Genomic DNA, 23,126 nt, shown 5'->3' with positions numbered 1-23,126 from the left:
ACCACCGCTGACCAGGCCAGACGTCCCCGGCCCACCATCCGCGCCCGCCGTCACGCGCACCGTGCCCACGTGCGCCGATCACCCGGGTCGCCCCTCAATCGCCTCTCCTCTTCTCCCGACTCCTGCCGGAGGTCTGTCCCCATGCCCGCGCAGCTCCAACTCCCCACCCCCGCAACCACCTCCACTCCCGCGAACGGGGCGTTCGCCGCACCAGCGCTCACCACCAGCCCCGACACGTCCGCGAACAGGAACTCGGCGCTGGAACGCCGGGCGCGGCTGACCGCCAGGCTGGCCAAGCTCGCCGCCGCCGGATACCTCGCACCCCTAGCCCGGCAGATCGGCTCACTGGGCGGCTGCGCCCGCCCGATCCGCATGACCGGACACCGCACCCGCCTGGACACCGCCACCGGCCAGATCCTCGACCACCTCGAAAGCCGCCACCTGCCCGCCGGCGAACTCCTGGTGCGCTGCGGCAACCGCCGCGCCACCCGCTGCCCCGCCTGCTCCACCCTCTACCGCTACGACACCTACCAGCTCATCGCCGCCGGACTACGCGGCGGCAAGACCGTCCCGGCCACCGTCGCCACCCACCCCCGCGTCTTCGCCACCCTCACCGCCCCCGGCTTCGGCCCCGTCCACAACCAACCCGGCACCACCCCCTGCACCTGCGGCACCCGGCACGCCGACGACGACCCGCTCCTCGGCACCCCGCTGAACCCGCAGCGGTACGACTACACCGGCGCGGTGCTGTGGAACGCTCACGCGCCCGCGCTGTGGGCACGCTTCACCGCTCACCTGCGTCGCGAGATCGCCAAGGCCGCAGGACTGACCCAGCGCACCCTGCGCCACCACGCCACGCTCTCCTACGCCAAGGTCGCCGAGTACCAGAAGCGCGGCCAGATCCACTTCCACACCGTCATCCGCATCGACGGACCCGACGGCCCCAACAGCACCCCACCCACCTGGGCCACCACCCAGCTCCTCGACCACGCCATCCGCGCAGCCGCGAACCGCACTCGCGTCCAGCACCAACACCCTTCAAGGATCGGACAACCGCAGCCCGCCGGACACACCCCCAGCCCCGCCCCCGGGGCTGGGGAAGCCGACCAGGCGCAGGCGCCGGAGCCCACGGCGATCCGGTTCGGGCGGCAGATCGACGTCCGCGCGATCCGCAGCACCGACTTCACCGGCGACGCCCCCGTCACCGACCGGCACGTCGCCGCCTACATCGCCAAGTACGCCACCAAGGGCGCCGAAACCACCACCGGCACCCTCGACCGCCGACTCCGCTTCCTCGCCGAACTCGCCCAGCACGACCTCACCGACCACGCCCGCCGCATGATCCACACCGCATGGCACCTCGGCACCCGGCCCGAGCACGCCCACCTCCGCCTACGCCAGTGGGCCCACATGCTCGGCTTCCGAGGCCACTTCTCCACCCGCACCCGCCACTACTCCACTACCCTCACCCACCTCCGCGCCGAACGCACCGCCTGGCGCACCCGCCAACCCGAAACCGCTTCGACGCCGACCGACCCGGCAATGGTCGACCGGCACGCCGACCTGCCGATCGGTGGGGGCCAGTCGGTCACTGACCAGCACGGTGACCGCGAGGACCGCGCTGACCTGACCGCCGGTCACACCGAACCCTGCCCCGGTCACCGCGCGAAGAACGGGCGATCCGGCGGCGCGGACACGACTCTGGTGATCTCGCACTGGCAGTACGCGGGAACCGGCCTCCTGCCCGAACTCGCCCACCTCGCTGACCTCCTGGCCACCACACCGCGCCCCCGGACCGAGCAACCGAGCCGCCCCCGGCACGCACAGCGCTCCCGTGACCGGGCCGGTTACTCCACCGACCCGCTGACCACCGCCGTCCAGACGGGGGTGATCGCGTGACCGCCGAGTCCGAACTCCTCACCGTTCCCGAGGTCATGGCACGCCTAAAGATCAGCCGCTCCACCGTCTACGACCTCATCCGCACCCGGCAGCTCGCCTCGATCACCCTCGGCCGCGCCCGCCGCATCCCCGCCCACGCCCTGACCGCCCTCGTCCACCACCAACTCGAAGAGGCAGCCTGATGACCACCCCCGACACCAACCCCACTCCCGGTACTGGCTCGCGCAGGGTCCGCGCCAACGGCGATGGCACCGTCTACCAGCGCAAGGACGGTCGCTGGGAAGCCGCCGGCTACGTGCTGGCCGTCGGCGACACCCGCAAGCGCGTCCGCGTCTACGGTGCAACCCGCAAGGACGCCCTGGCCCAGCTCACCGAGAAGATCGCCACCAGCAACCGCGGCGTCCCCGCCCCCTCCGCGCAGGGCAGCGTCGCAGTGTTCCTCACCTACTGGCTGGAGACCGTCGCCGTCCACCGCCTCCGCGAGAACACCCACACCCGCTACACCGCCTGCACCCGCCTCTACCTCATCCCTGGCCTCGGCAAGAAGAAGCTCGCCAAGCTCACCGCCAAGGACGTCCGAACCTGGCTCGACCTACTGCGCACCACCTGCCAGTGCTGCGCACGCGGCCTCGACACCGCCCGCGACCAGCCGCAGTGCTGCGCCGTCGGGAAGTGCTGCTCCAAGCGGCTGTCCCCGCTGACGCTGGCCTACGTGCACTCCGTGCTCAAGTCCGCTTTGGAGCACGCCGTCCGGGAGGAGGAGATCCCGCGCAACGTCGCCCGCAACGTCCGCATGGGCACCCCGAGGCCCCGCCGCTTCGAACCCCTCACCGCCGATGAGGCGCGCGGGTTCCTGGCTGCCACCCACGGTCACCGGCTGAGCGCGCTGTTCGAACTCGCTCTGCGCACCGGGCTTCGTAAGGGCGAACTCCTCGGCCTGCGCTGGGAAGACCTCGACCTGGCCGGCGGAACCGCCAGCATCCGCCGCACCCTCCAGCGCACCAACTCCGGCGGCCTGACCGCCCTCCCAACCAAGACTCAGAGCTCCGAACGACGGATCGCCCTGCCGACGCCGTGCGTGCGCTCACTCGGACAGCACCGCGACCGGCAGCGCCAGGAGCGCGAAGCAGCAGGTTCGGGCTGGAAAGGCAGCGGCTACGTCTTCACCCGGCCAGACGGCTCCCCGATCGAGGGGGCCACCCTCACCCGGCATTTCAACACCCTGCTCCGCCGGGCCACGCTCCGCCGCATCCGCTTCCACGACCTCCGGCATTCGGCGGCCACGCTCCTCCTGGAACAAGGCGTCGAGCTCGTCGTCATCAAGGAACTCCTCGGCCACGCCCACATCGGCGTCACCGCCACCGTCTACGCCCACGTCCGGCTCCGCCTCCAGCGCGACGCCATCGACCTCCTCGGCAACGCCCTCCGCGCCCCCGCCACCCGGCCCGACGACGGCGACGAACCGCCGCTTTGTGCAGCACCCGTCCGCTGACGTTGCCGTCAACTACTGCCGTCAAGACACCGAGAAGCCCCGCCGGAGCATCCTCCGGCGGGGCTTCTCCTATCTCGTAAGGAGAGATTCCTTAACGATCCGAACCGCTAATTCAGATCACCAAGAATTCCTCCCGGACCTCCAGCCTCGAAGATTCCTTCGAGAGCCAGGGTCATGGCCGAAATTCCCCCGTCTCGCACGATCACCAAATCCGGACACTGGAAATACTGGCCGCCTTTATTCTCGCCAGTTCCAGCCCATCGATCCATGATGCGAGCGATCTCGGAGAGCGTCATGAAAGTTGCGCTCCACCTGGTTCCGTCAGACGCGGTGATCTCAGCATCAACGTTCTCCACCGTCTCGGCCCGCTCGTCGGCGCCGAGCATGAAGAGGGCCTCAAACTGGGCCTTCCTGACGATCGTGAAGGGGCTACTGTCCATAGAGCTGCATCAGCCTTCCGATGACCTTGGATTCGTTACCCTTGTCGGACTTTCCTACGATTTGAATGCCACCGTCGACATTTCGGAAGAAAAGTCGTCCGCCATTAGCCCCGCGCGCATAGGTCACGTCGGTCCCAGCAAGCGCCTTGCTGCCAATTCCTGGATTCATATTCCCCTGAGACAGCTGGCTGAAGAGATTATCCAGGTCTCGCTGGACTGCCTGATTCTTCCCCGCCTGCTCTGCCGCCTTGGTCAGCAGGGTGTCATCCCCGATAGCTGACGACATCGTCAGACAGTTGGAATTATGCACGAGTACTGGCGTGGCACCGGCCAGTACATAGTACGTGTGCAGGTCATCGACAGTCAGGTTGTACGTCCGAGCTTTGCTCGTGAATCCACGGTTTGCCTCTATGGCGACCGTCTGGCCCGTGTCCGTGAGGAGCGTCATTCCTTGGGACAGATCACCAGCTTCTACCCAGCGCCGGACTGACGGTGACCAAAACGGATGCTCGTGTGTCGCTGTGAGCTTCTTCGTGCCGCCGGATGTCGCAATGGACAGCTCATTGAATTGCTTATCATCTTCGGTGACGATGAGATGGGTGACCTTCCGGGCGCCGGACTCGCCCGTTAGCGGATCGGTTGCGCGTACTTCATCTCCGACCTCAACATCCTCGATGTCCTTTGTTGCACCATCGGCCATGAGTACATCGGTCCCGGCCAAGAAGCACTTGCACCTTGCCCCCAATGCGCGAGCCAAAACGATATCGAAGCCCGGATTTCCGCAGATTGCACATGTGTCGATAGTGCCGATGCTCTTGACATGCTTGAAGCCGCCATAGAAATTTCGAATTTCGGTACACGTGTCGTTCGCTCCGCTAAATCCACAGCGCTCACGATAGTAGAGTTCGAGGTTCAGTTCGTAACTCAGGTGGTCGTAGTAGCCCTTATTTATTTGCCTGAGTTGCTGTTCAGTCGGATAGCCCGAGGTGATGTACTTCTTGGCGATCTTCTCGGGTAGCAGGGTGGCCGCACCATTGCCGAGGTCTACGACGCCGGTGAAGCCAGGCGACGCGAAGCCTTCGTGACAGTCCGTATCCCGACACTCGCTCGATCCGGTGGTTTTCCGGTCCAGGTCCTTGTTGTTGCTGCCGTCGTTGTTGAAGCTCAGTGCGTCACAGGAGTTCCCCCCAGCCCCGCAGATTTCGCGCAGCCCGGTGGGGTCACTGACGCTGACAGGGCTGTTACTCGCGTAGGTGTACCCGTTCGCTTGGAGCGGGTCGGTGAAGTCGATGATGGGGTCGGCGGAGAGGAAGCGGCCGGTGTTCTGGTCGTATTCGCGGGCGCCGATGTGGGTGAGGCCGGTGGTGGTGTCGTCGATGCCGACGCCGAGGTAGCCGCGCTTGTTGGGCCAGTTGGCCGGCTTGGCGCCGCGGAATTCTCCGTAGGGCTTGACGGCCCGGCGGGTGACGGGCTGGGTGCCGCCGGCTTCGACGGTGGTGTGGGCGGTGCCCAGGTGGTCGGTGAGGAGGGCGTTGAGTTTGTGGCCGGTGGTGGACTGGTTGGTGGTGGTGCGGACAACGGTGGGTGTGCCGGCCTGGCCGTAGGAGCGGGAAGCCCGCGTGATGAGGCCGACGGAGTCGGTGGTGAGTTCGGTTTCGCCGAGGTACAGGGTGCTGCCGGTGGACGAGTTCTCGAGGATGCGGTTTCCGTCGGCGTCGTAGACGTAGGTGGTCTTGACGCCGTTGGCGGTGTTCGACTCGAGCTTCTGCTCGTATGTCCACTTCAGGTCCTGGTCCGGGGAGGCGCCGCCGGGCAGGTCGCGGGTCTTGGTGGTGCCGGTGCTGTTGTAGGTGTAGGTGCTGCCCTTGCCGGTGGGCGTGGAGGTGACGGAGGTGAGGGTGTGGGGCTGGGTGGTGCTGTGGTTGTAGGTGTAGGTGGCGTTCTTGCTGGTGTCGCCGGCCGGGTCGTGCTCGGTCATGGTGGCGCGGTTGCCGACCCAGTCGTAGGTGAACGACTGGCGGTAGGCGGCCGAGCCGGTGACTGCGGTGCCAGAGGCGACGGTGCCGGTGAAGGGTGCCGTGTTGGCGAGACCGGCGGGTGCCGCTCCTGCCTGGTGCGGGGCGTCGGCGACCGGGCCGCTGGAGGGAGTTCCCGTGCTGCTGTAACCCCAGGTGGCTCCTGAAGCGGCCTTGCAGCCGGTTCCGTTGCCGTCGGGCTTGATGTTGGAGGTCCAGGCGTTGACCAGTTCACCCATGGCGTCATAGGTGAAGCACTGGTTGTCCCAGGTCGTGAGGGTGGGTGTCACCGCGTCCTGTCGGGCGCTCGCGGTGATCATGCCGGAGGTGTCGTAGGCGTAACCGGTGTCCGAGATGCGGTGGGGGCCGGCGGTCTCCCGGTCGGTCACCGTGCGCTGGAGGCGGCCGGTGTGCTCGTCGATGAAGTTGGTCGTCCAGATGCGGTAGGGCTGCGCGCTGGAGACGCTGCGCAGGACCTCGCCGTACGGCGAGTAGGTGGCATCCGACGTGTACCAGGCGGCGCCGGAGGTCGACTCGGGCAGGCCGTCCTCGTTGTAGCGGGTGATGACCTTCTCCGCCGCCAGGCCGCCCTTGGCGGGCAGCGTGACGGAGAGGGGCTTGCCGGTGAGTGTGTAGGTGTAGCTGTAGGCGTACGTGCCGGACAGGCCGGTGGTCATGGTGTTGGCGGGGATGACCACCTGGCGGCCGGTGGGCCGGTACTCGGTGTCGTAGCCGGTGACTTTGGTGATGTAGTCGCCGGTGGCGGTGCGCCGCTTGGACTCGGACGGAAGCCCGAGGGCGCCGGCCGGGTCGTAGGTGTACTCCTTGACGGGTGTGGTCAGCTTCGAACCCTCGCGTACCGCGGTGACACGGCCGAGGACGTCGTAGTCGGTGTACGTGTACTGATCGAGGTCGTCGGAAACGATGTTGGGACGGTCGGCCTGGTCGTAATCGGTCTCCGTGGTGCCCGTGTCCGGGTCGGTTGACGAGGTGACGCGGCCACGGGCGTCGTAGATGTAGGTCCAGGCGTTGCCGGCGGGATCGGTGACCTTGTCGCGGTTGCCGCGCTTGTCGAAACCGTACGTGGTGGTGCGGTACGTGCCGGCGCCGGTGTGGTGCCTGATGGCGGTGACGCGGCCCAGGGCATCGGTGGTCGTGGTCGTCGTGGGGACGGTGGAACCGGCCGGGTCGACGGCGACCGTGGTGTCACCGTAGGTGGTGGTGGTCCAGGCCTGGCGGACCTGCCCGTGGTACGGGATCTGTCTGACCGGGCGTTCCATGCCGTCGTAGACGGTCTTTACACGGCTCTTGACGAGCGTTGGGGACTTGACCTGGAACAGGTCGGTCGCGGGTTCGCCCTTGACGAGATAGCCGCCGGTCTGCTCGGAGACCAGGCCGTGGTCGTTGTAGTAGGTGTCGGTGACGACGCGTCCGGGGCCGTGGGCCTCGGACTGTGTCTGGACCTGGCGCATGAGGCCGTCGTAGAGCGTGACCTGGCGGGCGTACGTGCCGTCGTCCTTGAGCGTCTTGACGGTGGTAGCCGCCGGGTTGGTCTTGCCGTCGGAGGCGACGGTCGCGGTCTGGTAGGCGATCTCGACGCTGGGAGTCTGGGTGCCGGTGGAGCGGGAGGGTGACCAGCCCTTGGTGAGGCGGCCGAGGTGGTCGTACTCGGTGCGGGTGATACGGCCGTTGGGGTCGGTGACCGTCAGCGGCAGCGCGCGGCCGGGGTCGAAGGTCGTGGTGGTGGTGTGGCCCTTGGCGTTGATCGTCTTGACGGAGGTGACCGGGCCTCCGGCGTCGCCGGGGGTGTACTGGGTTTCGACCTTGCTGGCGTCGGGCTTGATGACGGTGCGGATGCGGCCGAGCGGGTCGTAGGTGGTGCTCGTGGTGATGGAGTGGGTGGTGCCGGTGCCGTCGATTTCGTCGACGTCCGTGATCAGGCCCTTGGTGGGGGTCGCGCCGTGGGCGAGGTCGTCGTAGCGGGTCTCGATCGAGCCCTTGAGTTCGGTGGCGGGATCGGCGTTGGCGTGGCCGGTGCAGGTGGTGGCGGTGGTGCGGATGCTGCTGGGGAGTCCGATCAGCCACGCGCCGGTGTTGTGGACGTAGGCCGTCTTGGTGCAGGTGGGTTCGGAGAGGGTTTCGCTGGTGCCGTTGTGGGTGACGACGGCGGTCTCGACTGCGGTGGGCAGACCGTAGGTGGCGTCCCGGTCGAGAGTGGTGGTGCGGACGCCGCGCCAGCCGCTGCCGACGGCCTGGATGGTGTCCGTCTTCTTGACGCCCGTGCGGTAAGCGCGCAGGGCGGTGAGGGTGGTGCCGTCCTCAGCCTGCCGGGGGCGTGAGGCGGTCTCGACCGCTGCGTCGGGGAAGGCTCGCGTCCGGCTCTTGAAGACCGGCGCTGTCTCGGGCTTGTTGTCGAGGTAAGTACGGGCCTGGTCGGAGTCGAGGAAGGTGAGGGTCTCGGCTGTCATGCCGGCGTACTGGGCGATGTCATCGGCGAGGAGGACGGTGCCGTCGACGGAGTCCTTGACCTCGCCACCGATGCCCTGGAAGTAACGGGTCACGGAGCGCGACTGCGACAGGGGTGCGTGGGGCGGTTCACCGGGCTTGGGGGCGGTGAAAGGGGGCCTCGTCATGGCGCCCTTGGTGACGGTGACCTGGCGGTAGCCGCGCCAGTCGCTGTAGGTACGCAAACCAGGGCGGAGAAACTCGTCGTCGCTCTGGGCCCAGGCCGGGCTTGAGTAGCCGTATGTGGTCTTGATGGGCTGGCCGAAGATGGCGGCCACCTTGTCGGTCTCGGTGACCGAGGCGACGACGTACTTGTTGAACCAGGCCTTGGTTGGGGTCTCCTCCTCGCCGTCGGGGGACCACCGGACGGGGTAGCAGGTGCCGTTGCGCCTACCTAGGTCGACCGGAGGCTGGATGCCGCAGCCGCCGGTGTACTCGACCTCAATGTCGGCGCCGGCTTCGGTGACGACGGTGCCGATGCGGGGCCGGGTGAAGCCGGGGCGCTTGTCGGTGGTACTGCTGCGGACGAGGTTGGGGAGCTGCTTGTCCTTGAGGCGGGCGCTCAGGGGGGATCTGGCTTTGACCGTGTAGTGGGCGAAGCTGACGCCGTCCTTGGTCTGGAGGGTGCCGGTCGTGTCGCCGGGGCCGTAGCCGGCGCGGGTGAGGGAGTTGAGCCAGAGGCCGGGTGCGGTGTCGTACCAGTCCTCGGGGAAGGAGTGGTTGAGGGTGTAGGTGTCGACCTTGCCCAGGCCGGTCTGGCCTGCGCGGGCGGCGTTGGTGGTGACGGTCTTGAGGCGGACCTGGGTCCAGAAGGACGGGAAGCCGGGGCAGAGCTTGGACGTCGCCGCACAGTTGAGGGAACCAGGGGTGTCCCACCAGGGGCGGTAGGCGGTGGGGTCGCTGGGCTTGAAGTTGGCCGCGTCGCAAGCAGTTGTGGACTTCAGGCAGCGCTGGTCGACGCCGAAGGCGACGGTGGCGGACGGCTTGGCCAGGTCGGCTGCGCGGAGGCCGTATTCGATGGTGGTGGGGTAGGCGGCGCGTTCGTATGACTCAGGGGTGGCGCGCTTGCTGCGGACGGCGTAGTAGTTCGTCTCCTGCTTCCAGTTGACGATCATGACGTTGCCGTGGAGGTCCTCGACCTTGTCCAGGCCCCAGCGCCATGCCTGCTGCTTGCCGGCTCCGCACCGGGAGTCGGCGAAGGTGGTGGAGTGGCAGGGCTCCTCGCGGTGGTTACCGAAGACGGGGGCGGTGGAGACGGAGTTGGTGTCGGCGTGGCCGCCGCCCACCTTGTTGAGGCCGAAGTGGTACTTGGTGCCGTCGGTGGTGGTGACGGTCCAGTACTCGCCGTTGTCGTCGCCGTTGGTGCCGCCGGTGTGGCGCTGGACGCGGGTGCCGTCGTCGCGCTGGGGGCGGTAGGTCTCGACGTCGGTTTCGGGGTTGCTGGTGGCTGGGGCGTCGCGGACGAGTTCGGTGGTGCTGCCGCCCAGGGACATGACCGCGTTGTAGGACACCCAGCACAGGTCGCTGGTCTTGTCGGCCTTAGCCGTGTTGTTTGGGGCGACGGTGGTGTCGGGGTCAACCTTGAGCGCGTGGGTGTCGTCCTTACAGCTGCGGTAGCGGCGTTCGATGAAACCGGGGCTGTAATCCCAGCCCTCGCCGATCCAGGACGCCTGGGGGGAAGAGACGGCGGTCTTGCCGTCGACGGCCTGGGAGTTGTAGGAGAGCGTGACGTTCGGCGCGGGGCCGGCCGGGGCGGGCGGCATGGCCATCGGGTAGGACCAGGTGAACGCGCCGGAGGAGCCGCCCGCGGTCCACTTGCCGCTGGAGGCCAGCGGGGTGGCCTTGAAGGATCCGCCGGGGCCGGAGCCGGAGTCGACGGCGCCGATGACGGCCTTGTCTCCGCCCGTGGCGGTGGGGGTGGCGGTGGTGTAGGAGGCCTGCATGATCGCCGGGCCGGACGGGGCGGTGGCAGCGGCGATGGCGGGGGTGACGGTGCCGTCGGCCGCGGTGTCGACGGTCGCCGTCACGGTCTGGGCGACGGGGTCGTTGACGGTCTCGAGTTCCTCGTACTCCTGGCACGCCTCATCGAGAGGCGTGGAGAGGTAGCACTCGGGGAACTGGACCAGACGCAGGCGCGAGGACCAGTCGGCTCCGTGGAGGTTTTCGAAGTTCTTGTACTGGAGGCCGACGGAGAGCGGGACGGAGCCGGTGGCGGGAGCCTGGACGGTGATGAGGGCGCCGACCTTGAGGGCCTCCTCGACGCCCTTGTCGATCTCGGCAGCGCGATTGACAACGCTGAACTGCCAGGTGCCAGTGGGTGCGGGCTGACCCGCTGCCTGTCCGGCGAGGATGGGGAGGGTCGGGATCTGGGTGAGACCGTCTGTCTCGGCCGTCGTCGTCGCCGTCGTGGTATTGGTCATCGAGGCCGGGCTGACGGCGGATCCGAAAGTGAACGGCTCGGTGTCGGCGGCCGGGGTGATCGTGGTGCCGGCGGGTGGCTGCTGCAGGTCGGCGGGGACGTCGGCCTTGAGCGTCTCGAGAGTCTTCTCGAACGTCTGGCCGTCGATGGGCTTGTCGACCTCGATCGCTTCGAGTGCGAGGGGATCGGCATCGAGGGTCTCGCGTCCGGTCTCGACGTTCGCCGGGTCCGGTGGCATGGCCAGGGACTGGGCGGGCAGCAACCCCACCAGCAGGGCGGCACCCAGGGCGGGTATGACCATGCGGTGGGCCCGACGGCGGGCGTGGCGATGGCGGGCGAACAAGGTGGGGTACCTCCGGACCACTTGGAGCGGCAGCCGGAGACGCACCGCAGGTGATTGCACTTCAGATTCCGCAGATTCTGCGTGCACTTGGTGAAGGAATTCCAGAGATGGTCCATACCACGTGACTATTGTCACGGGACGTAATCGTCCGGGTGCGGACGGAGAGCCTGCTATTAGGCGTCATCTGGCATTCGCTCAGGTCAGTGCAGAAAGTACGCCAGAAGAGCGTGATCTCTACATCTAGTTACGAAGCAACCGATCGCGATGATCTTTCGTCCTGGTTTCTCGCAATCCATCCCGTGGAGGCAGAGGTAAACCTGCCGAACACGGCTTTCACGTCCCCGCGGTTAGTGTCCGCGGGCGGCGCATGGAAGGTCCGGCCGACTTCCGGCGGCAGGGTGACGTCCCGGGGTTGATGGGTCATCATCGGCTCGCCCAGCCATGCCTGCGCGGAATGGTGCTCCGACCCGGACTCCCTCGCTCATGACGTCATGGCCGGCTTCGTGGTTTCAGCCGGTGCCGTGAGAGCCCGGAATGCTGGGAAAAGGGGTCCTCACCCGATGAGACAGACATGGCAGCGGCCCTCGGCCCGGCGCGTGAGCGCCATGGTGGTCGCGGCCGCGCTCGCCGCGGGCGGCATCACCTACGCGGGTTTCCAGGCGGCCGACCCCGCCGACGAGGCGACGACCCTGCCGGTAGACGGCGGGAGCGAAGACCGCAAGTCGGCGATGCAGTCGGTGAGTCAGACCGCAGCGGTTTCGTTGGCCCGCAGGACCAACAAGTCGGTCGAGGTCACGGAGCTGCGGACCGTCCGCTCGACGACGTGGGCGCGTCCGGACGGGCTGATGACGAAGAAGCTGTACTCCTCGCCGGTCTGGGCCAAGGTCGGCCAGGAGTGGAAGGCGATCGACACCACGCTGAAGCGGGCAGGCAAGGGCTGGGCGCCTGCGGCCACGAACACCCGTGTGGTGTTCTCCGGCGGCAGCACCGGTGGCGAGCAGCGGGCGTCGCGCGGGCAGGTGCGCCGGGTCTCACTCGTCAAGGGCCTGAAGGCTGAGACGGAGCCGGGTAGTCCGCTGGTCACACTCACCGTCGGCGGTACGGTCGAGATCCCCGAGCTCCACGAGATCCAGCTGACCTGGCCGGGCCCCGTGCCCGCGCCGGTCATCGACGGATCGCGAGCTCTGTATCCGGAGATCTTCCCGGGCGCCGACCTGGTCCTGACGGCCGAGGACGACGGCTTCGCCCAGCTCCTCGTCCTGAAGAACCGAGAGGCCGCCGCGGACCCACGGGTCGCGCAACTGACGTACGGGCTGGCCTCACCCACGCTCACGTTCCGCCTCGACCCGCAATCCGGCATCGTCGCCGCCGAGGACCTCGACGGGCAGGAGGTCGCCCTGTCGCCGACCCCGCTCATGTGGGACAGCAGTGGCGCCCCGGCCGTCACCGACGGTGAACTCGGCGCATCCTCCCAGCCGACCGCCTCGGAGTCCCTGCAGACGCCGGCCGCCACGAGTACCGCCCCGGAACCGAGCTCCAGCACGAGCACCGACGCCCTCGCCGACGACAACGTCGACCCCGAAGCCGAGGTCTTGCCCACCGCCACGGACGAAGTCGTCCCCACCCTCACCGAGGCACCTCTTCCGACCGTACCGGCGGAGCCGACACCCGCGCCCTCACAGACCGGCGACGCGGCGACGCTGAGCCTGCCACTGCTCAACGGCCCCTCCCCGGAGTCCCGCGGTGACGTGGTCGAAGCCGACCTCGGGGACGGCACCTGGCTGCTCACCCCCAGCCTGGACTTCCTCAACGACCCGGCCACCGTCTACCCCGTCTTCATCGACCCCACGGTCAAGAAGCACACCCAGGACTGGACCACGGCCTACAGCCGCCACCCCAACGCCACCTTCTTCAACGGCAAGGACTTCAACCCCAGCGGCAGCCACGAAGCCCGCGTCGGCTTCGAGTCCGACACCTGGGGCACCTCCCGCTCGTACTTCAACATCGCGTTCGACAAGAACCTCAAGGGCGCCACGATCCAGAAGGCCACCCTTCGGATGCTGGAGACGTACTCGTGGTCCTGCAGCGCGCGTGCCATGTCCGTCCACGTCACCAGCCCGATCAACGGACGTACCAACTGGAAGAACGCGCCCGCCCTGACCGACGCCAACCTGGCCTCGCCGTCACGGAGCTTTGCGCACGGCTACAAGACGTACTGCCGCGACGACTACGAGACCTTCGACGTGAAGGGGGTCGCGCAGAAGGCCGCTGACCAGGGCAAGGCCACGATGACCTTCGGGCTGCGGGCCCGCGACGAGAAGTCGCAGTTCGCGTGGAAGAAGTTCCAGGCCGACGGTGACAACGCCCCCGTCCTGGAGCTGACCTACAACCGGCCCCCGACCGCTCCCACCAACCTCGACCTCGGCCCCGACTTCAAGTGCACCACCACGCCCCCCTACGTCAGGGTCGGCTCCTCCAGCATCACCTTCACCGCCAGGTCCACGGATCCCGACGCGAACCTGGACTACCTCGACTTCACCATGTGGCCGACCGACAAGTGGTCCACCACCGGCGACATGCTCAAGTCCACGGGCACCGTCTCCGTCGGCGCCGACACCGACGCCGCCACACGAACCACGCCGGGTTTTGTCACCAGCGGCCTGGTGAACAACACCGTCTACTCATGGCTCGTGCGGGCCGTCGACGCCGCCGGCAGCACTTCGGCATACAGGCCGACGGTGCCGTGCCGGTTCGTCTACGACAGCGTCGCCCCCAAGCCTCCCCGGGTCACCTCCACGGACTTCCCCAACGCCGACGGCAACGAGAACGGCTTCGGGAACGAGCCCGAGGACTCCAACTGGTCGAAGATCAAATTCGGCACCGCCGGAACCTTCAAGTTCCAGGCCCTGGACACCGACGTCATCCGCTTCGAGTACGGGTTCAACGCCAACAGCTACCCCCACTCCATATCCCGGACCGCCGGCGCCTCCACCTCGACCATCACCACGTTCTCGGGAGCCAAGCCCCCCACTGCCGGGCCCAACGTGCTGTACGTACGGGCTGTCGACGGAACCGGTCACGTCTCCGAACCCACCAAGTACTTCTTCTACATCACCCCTCGCGATCAGGCGGACGCCCCCGGCGACGTCACTGGCGACGGGCTGCCCGACCTGTTCACCGTCCTCTCCAGCAACAACCTGCGCATGTCTCCCTCCCAGGGCGACAACGGCACTCCGCCCAAGGGCACGGGCAAGATCGACTACACCATGTCCGGCGCCTACCAGCTGAACCCCGCCAAGGACCCCAACGGCGGCGACAAGGAACCCGAGTTCACCGCGCCCCCATCGGGACACTTCAAGGGCGCCCTGATCACCCACAACGGCGATTTCTACGGCGGCGACGGCCTGCAAGACCTCATCGTGCGCCTAGGCGACAAACTGTGGATCTACCCCGGCGACGGATACGGCGCGGTCAACATCACCAAGCGCCGCGAGATGCTGCTCCCGTCCAATGCCCCCGCCCCCTCGACGCTGACCCAGATCGTTGCCGTCGGGGACGTCACCGGGGACAAGCTCCCCGATGTGTTCGCCACTGTCGGCGATGAGCTGTGGGCCTTCATCGGATACACCGGTGCCACCTTCTCGGAAGCCCGCATGCTGACCAGCGCCCCCTGGGCAGACCGCGATGTCGTCTCTGTCGCCGACTTCGGCGGAGACGGGGTCCCCGACCTGCTCTTCCGTAGCGAGCAAGTCGGTCGCGGACTTCTCCTGCGCCACGGCAAGCCCGCCGCCGGTGGCGGCGTCGACCTCACGTCGCTGGCCGCCGCCGTCAACTCCAAGACCGGCGATGACGAGATCTACGGGACGACCGGATGGACGGCAGCCGCGATGCCCTTCGTCATAGGAACCCCCGACGTCAACGGCGACGGTATCTCCGACATCTGGGCCATCGCAGCCGACAAGACGATGTACTTCTACCCCGGCACCCGCACCGCCCACGGCGCCCGTATCACTGCCACCTGGATCAACTGGAAGGACAGCCTCAGCGTCGGGTGACCAAGAGCATGTGAGAGGGCGACCACACCCCGCGTCGCCCTCTCCTCGTCTACCTCAAGGAAGGCCCACGACGCGCCCCGGTCCCGACACGGCTACCGGGCCACGGCGAGTGCGAGGCAAGGGGGGAGCGGTGTCTGTGTGATGGCGCAGACACAAAGGCCATGGTGTGGCGAACGCCTAACGGTCTCCGATGGAACGGGATCGAGGCGGACCCAGCTGGATGGAATCGGACGGATATGTCCGACCCTTCGGTATCGTCGCAGGTGAGGCGCGTCACCGAAATGGGTTCGAGTCCCACCCGCCCCACCATAGAAAAACGTTCTGACCTGCGAAAACGCCCCTGGAGGGGTGTTCCCGCGTGCGGCGATCGCCTCTCATCGGTGCGGCGAGACGGACGCCCCTGATCTGCCTCGCCGGGCCCCGACCTTCTTGACCTGGGGTTTTAGGCGGAGCGTGGGTGTGAAGCCACGTCGATGATCCCACGGCGATCCCACGGCTCCCGCGTGTGACACGCCGCACACCGCGCCGAATATCCGTGGCCCCCCGGTCGCCTTGTGGCGCTTCTCTCCGACGGCGCGGTCGTCTCCTCTGCCGGCGAGGGCGGCGAAATCGAGGCGAAACACCGAGACCGGATGTCGGCCTACGCGGCGGCCTTCGCGGACACGATGGCCGTCGCCCGCGAGCAGGTCACGTACCTCGACGGCCTGCGCGTCGAGACCCGTCTGCAGCGCGAGCCGGCGGAGGCGATGGCACCGTACGACGCCCTGATCTGCCCGACGACCGTCGTGCCCAGCCTGCCCGCCGGCGACGACCTCCTGGGCCGCCTGGTGGTGAACGGCGAGGAATCGTCGGCCGCACCTACGACGACCCGGCCGTCTTCCGCGTCGGCAAGGCCCTGGACCTACACCCCGGACCACCGGCCGACCGACCGGTAGACAACCCTCACCCGCCATTGCGTCGGCCGTGGACCGGTCGCACGTGATCGTGGACTCGCCACCGGGAGGCTCCATCGCGCCGGCACGCAGGTGGACGAGGCCGAGGCGGTCGACGCCGTCCGACGGCCCGACCGGGCCCTGCGCGAGTGGATGGACCTTGTCGCAGGTCTCGCGGGTGGTGCTGGTGAGCGCGGCGAGCTGGTCGTGGGTGACCACCCCTTACGTCGACGGACGGGCGACAGACGCGGATACGGCTCTTCGGACCTGGGCCTCGGGCCGGATGGGAGGCAGCCCGACCCGGCACCGATGGCGCGAGCAGGTCCGTGTTCACCCTCCGGCCGGCTCCTGCCGGTACCGAACTCGGATGTCTCCAGGTCGCCGGTGGCGCCCGCCGTTGAAGCTGACCTCTGATGTGTACACCGACTTCCCGGCCGACGAGAACTCCGCCCCGGATCTCGCGATCCTGCGGGAGGACGCGTAGAAGCAGGGCGAGCGCCACAGCTTCGAGGAAGTGCTGTTGATCGCGGAGGTGGTGTCCGTGTCCTCGGCGCGCAAGGACTACGACGACTGCACCGCCAAGTACGGCCGCTACGGCATCCCCGTCTACCTGGTGGTGAACCCGTACGTGGCGGAAGTCGTCGTTCACACCCAGCCCACCGAAACCGGCTGCATCGCGGCGCACACGCACCAGTACGGCACCGGCAAGCTCCCGATCGATCTGGCCGGCAGGCGCACCTTCGCCCTCGACCGTTGCCGCGGCCGGCGTCCGAGCCGTGGTGGCCGGAAGGCTGTGCCCGCAGCGCGGAGGACCACTCGGTCTCACGTCCTGAGCCGCCTTCCAGCCGGTGTGCGACGGGTACGACCCCGCCTGCGTGGACTGCAACGAGTGGTTGACCGCCGCGATGCGCGTCATCGTCGATCCCGCGCCGAAGGCCAAGCGCGACGACTGCCGACCGTCGAGTGCCGGCCGGGGCTCAGTCGATCGGTGCGTACAGCACGCCCAGCTTGTCGATCTCGGTGCCCGACCGGCCCGTGAAGCCGACGATCTGCCAGCCGGACGGTGCCGTGAACGTCCTCGTGTCCGACGTCGCCGTGCCGGAGGAGAGGGTACGGCCCCGGTCGGTCGTGAAGGCCGCCGAGAAGACGCGGGTGTGTCCGTCCTTCTGGCCCTGTGTCAGCATCACCGAGGTGAGGTGCTCGCCGGAGCCGAGGGTCAGGGACGTCGCCGTGCCACCCGTACCGCCGTGGGTCAGGGTCGTACCGCCGTCGTGCGTCAGCGACACCGCGTCCAGGCGGGAGGCGCCGCGGAGGGTCAGTGTGCGCGGGGACACGGTGCCCGGCAGGTCGTCCGCGTCGTTGAAGGCGGTGCCGTGCGGGCCGCCGAGGAAGTCGCTCGCCCTGAGGGACGGGTCGAGGGCGTAGGAGAAGCCGACCGTGTGCGGGAAGTGGTCCGAGAGGTGCTTGCCGTCGGAGCGGAGGAAGGACGCCCACTCGTTGTGGTAACGGGTGGCGTCGAGGCTCAGGAGTGCGCTGCCGCGGTAGAGGACCTTGTCGACGACCTCGCAGCCGTCGGCCGGGGCGGCGGAGTCGCAGAGCAGCGGGTCGCCGCCCTGCGGAGGCGCGGTGCCCCCCTTGACGAGGTCGACCCACGGGTCCTTCAGGCCGTTCTCGGACAGCAGGGTGCGGATGTTGTCGCCCGCGCGGGTGTACCGCGTGTTCGTGTCACCCATGACGATCACGGCGTTGCCCGAGGAGTTGGCCTGGACGAAGTCCGACAACTGCTCGATGTTGGCGCGGCGGGCGGCGAGGGCGTCGTCGGTGCTGTCGGCGTTGGTGTGGACGTTGTAGAGGTCCACGAAGACGCCCTCGGCCAGCCGGACCCGGGCCAGTGAGAAGCCCTTGGGCGTGAGGCAGTTGGTTCCCGTGCAGTGGTTCCACCTGACGCGCTGGAAGTCCTCGAAGGCGTGGTCGGAGAGGGTGTTGAGGCCGTCGCCTATCGCCGCTCCGCCGCTGGTCGGTGTGCGGTGCGCGTGGGTGTCGTTGGCGTACAGGGAGGCGTGGTAGTTGAAGTCCTCCTGGACGTTCACGATGTCGTACGCGCCGAGCCGCTGGCCGATGAGCGGGGTGTTCGTCGCCGGGTCGCTGTCGCCGAGGCCGAGGGGGAGGCCGGCGATGTTGTACGTGAGGACGTCGAAGGACCCGGTGGCGGCGGCTGCCGCGGGCGCGGGCGTGGGGGTGGCAGCGGTGGCGGTCGGGCTGGTCAGGCCGGCCAGGGCCAGGGTGGCGGCCGCGAGGGTGCCGAGGAGTCTGCTCATGGTGGGGGTGTCTCCGGTCCGAGGAGTCGATGAAACATGAACGGTGCTCAGATTCGGCGTACAACAGCGCAAGAAGCAAGGGGGCTTGGGGAAACCGTGGGGCGCTGAGGTGATCCGCCGCGCCCGGGTCGCCCCCCGCTCACCCCCTAGTCGTTCAACATTCATCTTTTTCCTCGATCCTCCTCGGGCGGCGCAGCAGCCCCGCGCAGACAGCGGTAACCAGGAGGCATCTTTATGGGGCACAGCCACGCGCACGGTCCTCACCAGCACGGACACGGCGACCACGACCACGGTCACTCGGCGGCGGAGCTGCCCGCCGCCTTCGACACCTCCGTGCCCGACGAGGCCCTGACCCCCGAGCAGCGGTCGCGCCGCTCGCTGCTGCGCCGGGCGGGTCTGCTCGGTGCGGGCCTGGCCGCCGGCAGCGTCCTCACCTCGCCGACCCCCGCCGCCGCGGCCGCCGCCACCACCCGCCGGACGAGCGGCTTCCTGTGGCTGGCCGGAGACCACCACGTCCACACCCAGTACAGCAACGACGGCAAGTACCGCGTCGTCGACCAGGTCCGGCAGGGAACCAAGCACGGCATGGACTGGCTGGTCATCACCGACCACGGCAACGCGACCCACTCCAGAATCGGCGTCGAGAAGGTCAACCCGGACATCCGCGAGGCCCGCGATGCCTACGAGGACACCCTCGTCTTCCAGGGCCTGGAGTGGAACATCCCCGGCGCCGAGCATGGCACCGTCTTCGTGCACCCGGGCCGGAACGAGGTCTCCGTCCTCAAGCAGTTCGAGACCGACTACGACGGCAGCGTCAAGGGCGCCGGCGACTCCACTCCCGCTAACGAGGCGCTGGCCATCGCGGGCCTCGGCTTCCTCGCCGAGCAGGTCCGGAAGCGCAAGGTCAAGGACGTGTTGATGCTCGCCAACCACCCGGCGCGCAAAGGCATCGACTCGCCGCACGAGATCCGGGGCTGGCGCGACGCCACTGGCGATGGCCGCCGCATCGCCGTCGGCATGGAGGGTGCCCCCGGCCACCAGGCCGCCGGCATCGTCAAGGGTCTCGGCATGGGCCGGGCCCGCGGCCTGTACGACGGCGGCCCGGGAGCCAACTCCTTCCCCGGCTACCCGCTGGAGAGCTATCGCACCTGGGGCGGCTTCGACTGGATGACCGCCACCGTCGGCGGGCTGTGGGACAGCCTCCTCGCCGAGGGCAAGCCCTGGTGGATCACCGCCAACTCCGACTCCCACAACGTCTACACGGACACCGCCGTCCGCGGCCCGAACACCGATTACGCCGCCGACGGCAAGCACCAGGACCCGGTCTACGGCGGGAAGATCGACCTCGGCGAGGGCGACTACTGGCCCGGCCAGTACAGCCGCACCCACGTCGGCGCCGACGGCTTCGGCTACGCCGCCGTCATGGACGGCATCCGGGCGGGACGCGTCTGGGTGGACCACGGACAGCTGATCAGCGGACTCGACGTCCGCGTGGCCGGCGGCCGTCGCTGGGCCACGCTCGGCGGCGCCCTGCATGTCAAGAAGGGGACGAACGTCACGCTGACCGTCGACATCGCCCTCGCCGGCGGCTCCAACTGGGCCGGTTTCGTCCCGGAGCTGGCCCGCGTGGACGTCATCCAGGGCAATGTGACGGGCCCGGTCGCGGACCGGGACACCTTCACCGCGCCGACGGCCAGGGTGGTGCGGTCGTACGAGGTGAACAAGTCGACCGGCACCGTCCGTCTCACGTACGGCCTCGGCCCCGTCGACCGCCCGGTCTACGTCCGGCTGCGCGGCACCGACGGAAACCGCACCGCCGTCGGCCCGATGGGTGCCGCGGTGGACCCGGCGGGCCCGGCCATCGACGTCGTCGGGGACGCCGACCCGTGGGCCGACCTGTGGTTCTACTCGAACCCGGTGTGGGTTCTGCCGTCATGACGCCGTACGGACTGACGGTGGACGCGGGTACCAGGGACCTGCGCACGGCCGATCATCTGCTCCACGCGCTGGCGGCCGAACTGTCCCTCCCTGAGGGTGTGTTCGGCTGCACGCACCTCGTACGCGGGGAACGGCCGCGGGTCGTGGTCTCCCTCGCCCTGACGTCCGGGCCGCTCCTGGACGCCGTCGGGCAGCGGCTCGCGGCGCACGGCCACGAGGTGACGTCCGGCATCCCCGACGCGGTGGGCCGCGCGGTGCTCTACCCGGGAGCGGCCACCCTCACGGGCACGCTCACCGTCGCCGACGTGCTCGCGCGGTCGGCGGTCGACCGCGTGACCGTACTCGGCACCCCGGACCGGCCGCCCCCGGCCACCCGCTTGGTGACGAACGGACACGTACGCCCTCAGTGGACGGACGACGGCGAACTCGTCCTGTCCGTCATGCCCGCCGCGGGCGGGATGCTGGTGCCCTTCGAGGTACCGGACCCGACTCCGTGCTGCGCGGACCACTGACGCCCCTTCGGCTCGCACCCTGGTGTCAGCCGCCGAAGACGGCCGTGGGGTCGCCGGTGTTCCAGGCGTCCTCCGCTGCCTGGACCTTGAGGGCGGCGGTCTCGGCGGTGAACGGGGGAAGCGGGGGGACGGGAGGTGCTCACCGTAAGCGCTACCCCGTCTGCCGGAGGCCGCCCCGCACCCCTCCGGTTCTGCACGCCCGCAGGGGCACCTTCACCGTCGACGTGTGACGCCCTAGGCCACTCGCGGCACTACGCGGCGTAACTGCGCGCGGGGGCGATCCTGGGGGGGAGCCCCTAGCAATCTGTGCAGTGATTCGGGGAGGCCCGGCAGCCTACAGCAGGCCCACAGAGTGATGGCGGGCCGCAGGCGGGCGGAGTCGACCTGAGATCCGCGGGCGCGGGGAGCGCGGCGACAACGGTGCAGCGAACGCTGCACGGTCCTCGATCGTGAGGGATCGAGGGGGACGCAGCCGGATGAATTCGGACGGGTATGTCCGGTCCTTTGGCATCGCCGCAGGTGGGACGCGTCACCGAAATGGGTTCGAGTCCCACCCGCCCCACCAAGAAAAACGTTCTGACCTGCGGAAACGCCCCTGGAGGGGTGTTTCCGCGTGCAGCGTTCGCCTCTCATCGGTGCGGCGAACCGGGGGCTGCTGACCCGCCTCAGTGGCGCTGCGCCTTCTTGACCTGGGGTTTTGGGCGGAGCGTGGATGTGGAGCCGTGTCGATGATCCCACGGCGATCCCACGGCTTCTGCATGTGACACGCCGCACACCGAGCCAAATTTGCGCACCCTCGTCGACACCCTCTTCGGCCAGGTGATCGGTTGCCCGCCGGTGAGGACTCCGGGTTCGCTTATGCCTGTCAGCAGCCAGGCCGCTCATGCTGCACGCGGTCGTCATGGCCACCCACAGGCCGGAGCGGGCGCGGTTGCAGCGCTGTCCCGCGCCGAGCCCGGGATGTGCTTCCTTGCGCGCGGGCATGCCTCACGTATTTCTGTGCAGGAATCCCTGACCCGCGCTATCGGTTCCCCGACGGTCAGGGGTCGGCGCCGCCCAGCTGCCGAGCAGACGCAGCGCGGCGTCCGCGCGGGCGTCGGGTGCCGTGAAGATGACCAGGGACAAGCCCTCGTCACCGGGCAGCGCGAGCGTCTCGTACGCGAGGTCGAAGCCGCCCACCACGGGATGCCGGAAGATCTTGGTCCCGTGGGTCTTCTCCCGCACCTCCTGTGCCGCCCACAGGTGCCGGAACTCCTTGCTGTGGCGGCTCAGTCCGGTGACGACCCGGGCCAGCCGTACGTCCCCGGGGCGACGCCCGGCCGACAGGCGCAGGAAGCCGACGGTCTGCCGTGCCACGTCCGCCCACCGCGGGTACAGCTCCCGTGCGGCGGCGTCGAGGAAGACGTGCCGGGCGAGGTTGAGCCGGCGGGCCGGCTCCGAGGCCGGGCCGCCGACCAGGGCGCGGGCCAGGCCGTTGGCGTCGAGGACGTCCATCGACGGGTCCAGGACGTACGCCGGGACGGCTCCCACCGCGTGCAGAAGCCGCCGCAGCCCGTCCCGTACGGAGACGTCGTCCTCCTCCGTCTCCTCGGCGTCGACCGGGGCCGAGGAGAGCGTCGGCCTTCCGCCGTGAGCCCGGTGCGCCAAGTCGTGCAGGTGGGCCCGCTCGGTCGGATCGAGTCGCAGGACACGGGCCAGGCTGTCGAGCACGGTGTCGGAGGGATTGCGGGCCCGGCCCTGTTCCAGGCGTGTGTAGTAGACGGCGCTGCCGGCTCCCCTCTGCGCCGCAGGTACAGGGACCCAACGGCGGCAATGTGAAGCCGAGGTCCTGGAAACGAGCAGGGCTCGCACTGGTCCTTGTGCGCACCGCCGCCCAGTTCTTCAGGCTCACACGGTTCGGCGGCAGGGCTCTCGATCCGGCGCCCGGCAGCGAAGTGGTCGTGCCGGAGGTCTTGACCCGGTGCGGCGAGAACCTCAACTTTCAGGCGCTTGCTGAAAGTTACAGCAATGTTTTGCGTAACGAGGGACTCGTAACTTGGGAGCCGCCGTATGAGCTCGATTGCACGTGCCCGGAGACGCATCTCCGCCGCTCTGGCGGGCGTCGGCCTGATCCTGGGCCTGACCACCGCCCTCACCGTGTCCGCCCAGCCGGCGGCGGCCGCGCCGACCGTCAACGGCGACAAGAAGGTCACCGCCGTCCTGTTCGAGTGGAACTTCGACTCGATCGCCCGCGAGTGCACGCGCACCCTCGGCCCCAA

Annotated in this window: 12 protein-coding genes and 2 pseudogenes; 9 read left to right on the top strand and 5 right to left on the bottom strand. The window is 68.7% G+C overall.

Annotation, left to right across the window (positions count from 1 at the left end):
• Positions 1-141 precede the first annotated feature (141 nt).
• The 3 genes from ACWFR1_RS35045 to ACWFR1_RS35035 are packed head-to-tail and all read left to right on the top strand — an operon-like array spanning position 142 to position 3,391.
• Positions 142-1,899 carry a replication initiator gene (locus ACWFR1_RS35045; RefSeq protein WP_453558638.1) on the top strand — a complete coding sequence of 586 codons (1,758 nt, stop codon included), beginning with the start codon at positions 142-144 and terminating at the stop codon, positions 1,897-1,899.
• Positions 1,896-2,081: a helix-turn-helix domain-containing protein gene (locus ACWFR1_RS35040; RefSeq protein ID WP_380224781.1), complete on the top strand. Its 186-nt coding sequence runs from the start codon at positions 1,896-1,898 to the stop codon at positions 2,079-2,081. Before ACWFR1_RS35045 ends, ACWFR1_RS35040 begins: the two co-directional genes overlap by 4 nt.
• Positions 2,081-3,391: a tyrosine-type recombinase/integrase gene (locus ACWFR1_RS35035; protein ID WP_453558634.1), complete on the top strand. Its 1,311-nt coding sequence runs from the start codon at positions 2,081-2,083 to the stop codon at positions 3,389-3,391. Before ACWFR1_RS35040 ends, ACWFR1_RS35035 begins: the two co-directional genes overlap by 1 nt.
• Before the next feature lie 107 nt (positions 3,392-3,498).
• Here the strand turns inward: ACWFR1_RS35035 and ACWFR1_RS35030 are convergent, their stop codons facing one another.
• Both ACWFR1_RS35030 and ACWFR1_RS35025 read right to left on the bottom strand, forming a co-directional pair.
• On the bottom strand, positions 3,499-3,831 hold the full coding sequence (locus tag ACWFR1_RS35030; protein ID WP_453558631.1) for a hypothetical protein: 333 nt from the start codon (positions 3,829-3,831) through the stop codon (positions 3,499-3,501).
• A complete protein-coding gene (locus ACWFR1_RS35025) occupies positions 3,821-11,071 on the bottom strand; it encodes a polymorphic toxin-type HINT domain-containing protein (protein WP_453558672.1) in 7,251 nt (2,416 codons plus the stop codon). The genes ACWFR1_RS35030 and ACWFR1_RS35025 overlap by 11 nt, the downstream gene beginning before the upstream one ends.
• Positions 11,072-11,673: 602 nt before the next feature.
• On the opposite strand from ACWFR1_RS35025, the gene ACWFR1_RS35020 reads away from it, so the two are divergent.
• The 3 genes from ACWFR1_RS35020 to ACWFR1_RS35010 all read left to right on the top strand — a co-directional run bounded on the left by ACWFR1_RS35020 (position 11,674) and on the right by ACWFR1_RS35010 (position 17,139).
• Entirely contained in the window at positions 11,674-15,168 is a 3,495-nt protein-coding gene (locus tag ACWFR1_RS35020) for a DNRLRE domain-containing protein (RefSeq protein WP_453558628.1), read from the top strand.
• A gap of 554 nt (positions 15,169-15,722) precedes the next feature.
• The gene (locus tag ACWFR1_RS35015) at positions 15,723-16,103 is read left to right on the top strand and encodes a hypothetical protein (protein WP_453558625.1); all 381 of its coding nucleotides are present in this window, start codon (positions 15,723-15,725) and stop codon (positions 16,101-16,103) included.
• A gap of 511 nt (positions 16,104-16,614) precedes the next feature.
• Positions 16,615-17,139: a Uma2 family endonuclease gene (locus tag ACWFR1_RS35010; protein ID WP_453558622.1), complete on the top strand. Its 525-nt coding sequence runs from the start codon at positions 16,615-16,617 to the stop codon at positions 17,137-17,139.
• Here the strand turns inward: ACWFR1_RS35010 and ACWFR1_RS35005 are convergent.
• Positions 17,078-18,418, bottom strand: a complete 1,341-nt coding sequence (locus ACWFR1_RS35005) for a jacalin-like lectin (RefSeq protein ID WP_453558620.1) — start codon at positions 18,416-18,418, stop codon at positions 17,078-17,080. The two genes, ACWFR1_RS35010 and ACWFR1_RS35005, sit on opposite strands and share 62 nt — an antisense overlap.
• Positions 18,419-18,652: 234 nt before the next feature.
• Between ACWFR1_RS35005 and ACWFR1_RS35000 the strand changes: the two genes are divergently transcribed.
• Together ACWFR1_RS35000 and ACWFR1_RS34995 are read left to right on the top strand one after the other, a co-directional pair.
• Positions 18,653-20,356, top strand: coding sequence for a PHP domain-containing protein (locus ACWFR1_RS35000; protein WP_453558617.1), 1,704 nt, complete (start codon positions 18,653-18,655; stop codon positions 20,354-20,356).
• Positions 20,353-20,868 (top strand): hypothetical protein, encoded by a 516-nt coding sequence (locus ACWFR1_RS34995; RefSeq protein ID WP_453558615.1) that lies wholly within the window; start codon positions 20,353-20,355, stop codon positions 20,866-20,868. The genes ACWFR1_RS35000 and ACWFR1_RS34995 overlap by 4 nt, the downstream gene beginning before the upstream one ends.
• 37 nt (positions 20,869-20,905) lie before the next feature.
• Here the strand turns inward: ACWFR1_RS34995 and ACWFR1_RS34990 are convergent.
• Together ACWFR1_RS34990 and ACWFR1_RS34985 are read right to left on the bottom strand one after the other, a co-directional pair.
• Positions 20,906-20,995, bottom strand: a pseudogene (locus tag ACWFR1_RS34990) (DUF1348 family protein); the annotation flags it as partial.
• An 860-nt stretch (positions 20,996-21,855) separates the two neighbouring features.
• Entirely contained in the window at positions 21,856-22,719 is an 864-nt protein-coding gene (locus tag ACWFR1_RS34985; protein WP_453558613.1) for a helix-turn-helix transcriptional regulator, read from the bottom strand.
• 198 nt (positions 22,720-22,917) lie between these two features.
• Here ACWFR1_RS34985 and ACWFR1_RS34980 point away from each other — a divergent pair.
• Positions 22,918-23,126 (top strand): annotated as a pseudogene (locus ACWFR1_RS34980) (glycosidase); the annotation flags it as partial.

This window comes from Streptomyces sp. NPDC055103 (genome assembly GCF_053607625.1).
Note: the sequence above shows the minus strand (reverse complement) of the source record. Positions and strands in the feature narration are given on the sequence as shown.

Excerpts from the sequence above, each read along its gene's own strand:
- ACWFR1_RS35045 (WP_453558638.1), top strand. The coding sequence starts at position 142 with ATGCCCGCGCAGCTCCAACTCCCCACCCCCGCAACCACCTCCACTCCC.
- ACWFR1_RS35035 (WP_453558634.1), top strand. The coding sequence starts at position 2,081 with ATGACCACCCCCGACACCAACCCCACTCCCGGTACTGGCTCGCGCAGG.
- ACWFR1_RS35030 (WP_453558631.1), bottom strand. The coding sequence starts at position 3,831 with ATGGACAGTAGCCCCTTCACGATCGTCAGGAAGGCCCAGTTTGAGGCC.
- ACWFR1_RS35025 (WP_453558672.1), bottom strand. The coding sequence starts at position 11,071 with ATGGTCATACCCGCCCTGGGTGCCGCCCTGCTGGTGGGGTTGCTGCCC.
- ACWFR1_RS35020 (WP_453558628.1), top strand. The coding sequence starts at position 11,674 with ATGAGACAGACATGGCAGCGGCCCTCGGCCCGGCGCGTGAGCGCCATG.
- ACWFR1_RS35005 (WP_453558620.1), bottom strand. The coding sequence starts at position 18,418 with ATGAGCAGACTCCTCGGCACCCTCGCGGCCGCCACCCTGGCCCTGGCC.
- ACWFR1_RS35000 (WP_453558617.1), top strand. The coding sequence starts at position 18,653 with ATGGGGCACAGCCACGCGCACGGTCCTCACCAGCACGGACACGGCGAC.
- ACWFR1_RS34995 (WP_453558615.1), top strand. The coding sequence starts at position 20,353 with ATGACGCCGTACGGACTGACGGTGGACGCGGGTACCAGGGACCTGCGC.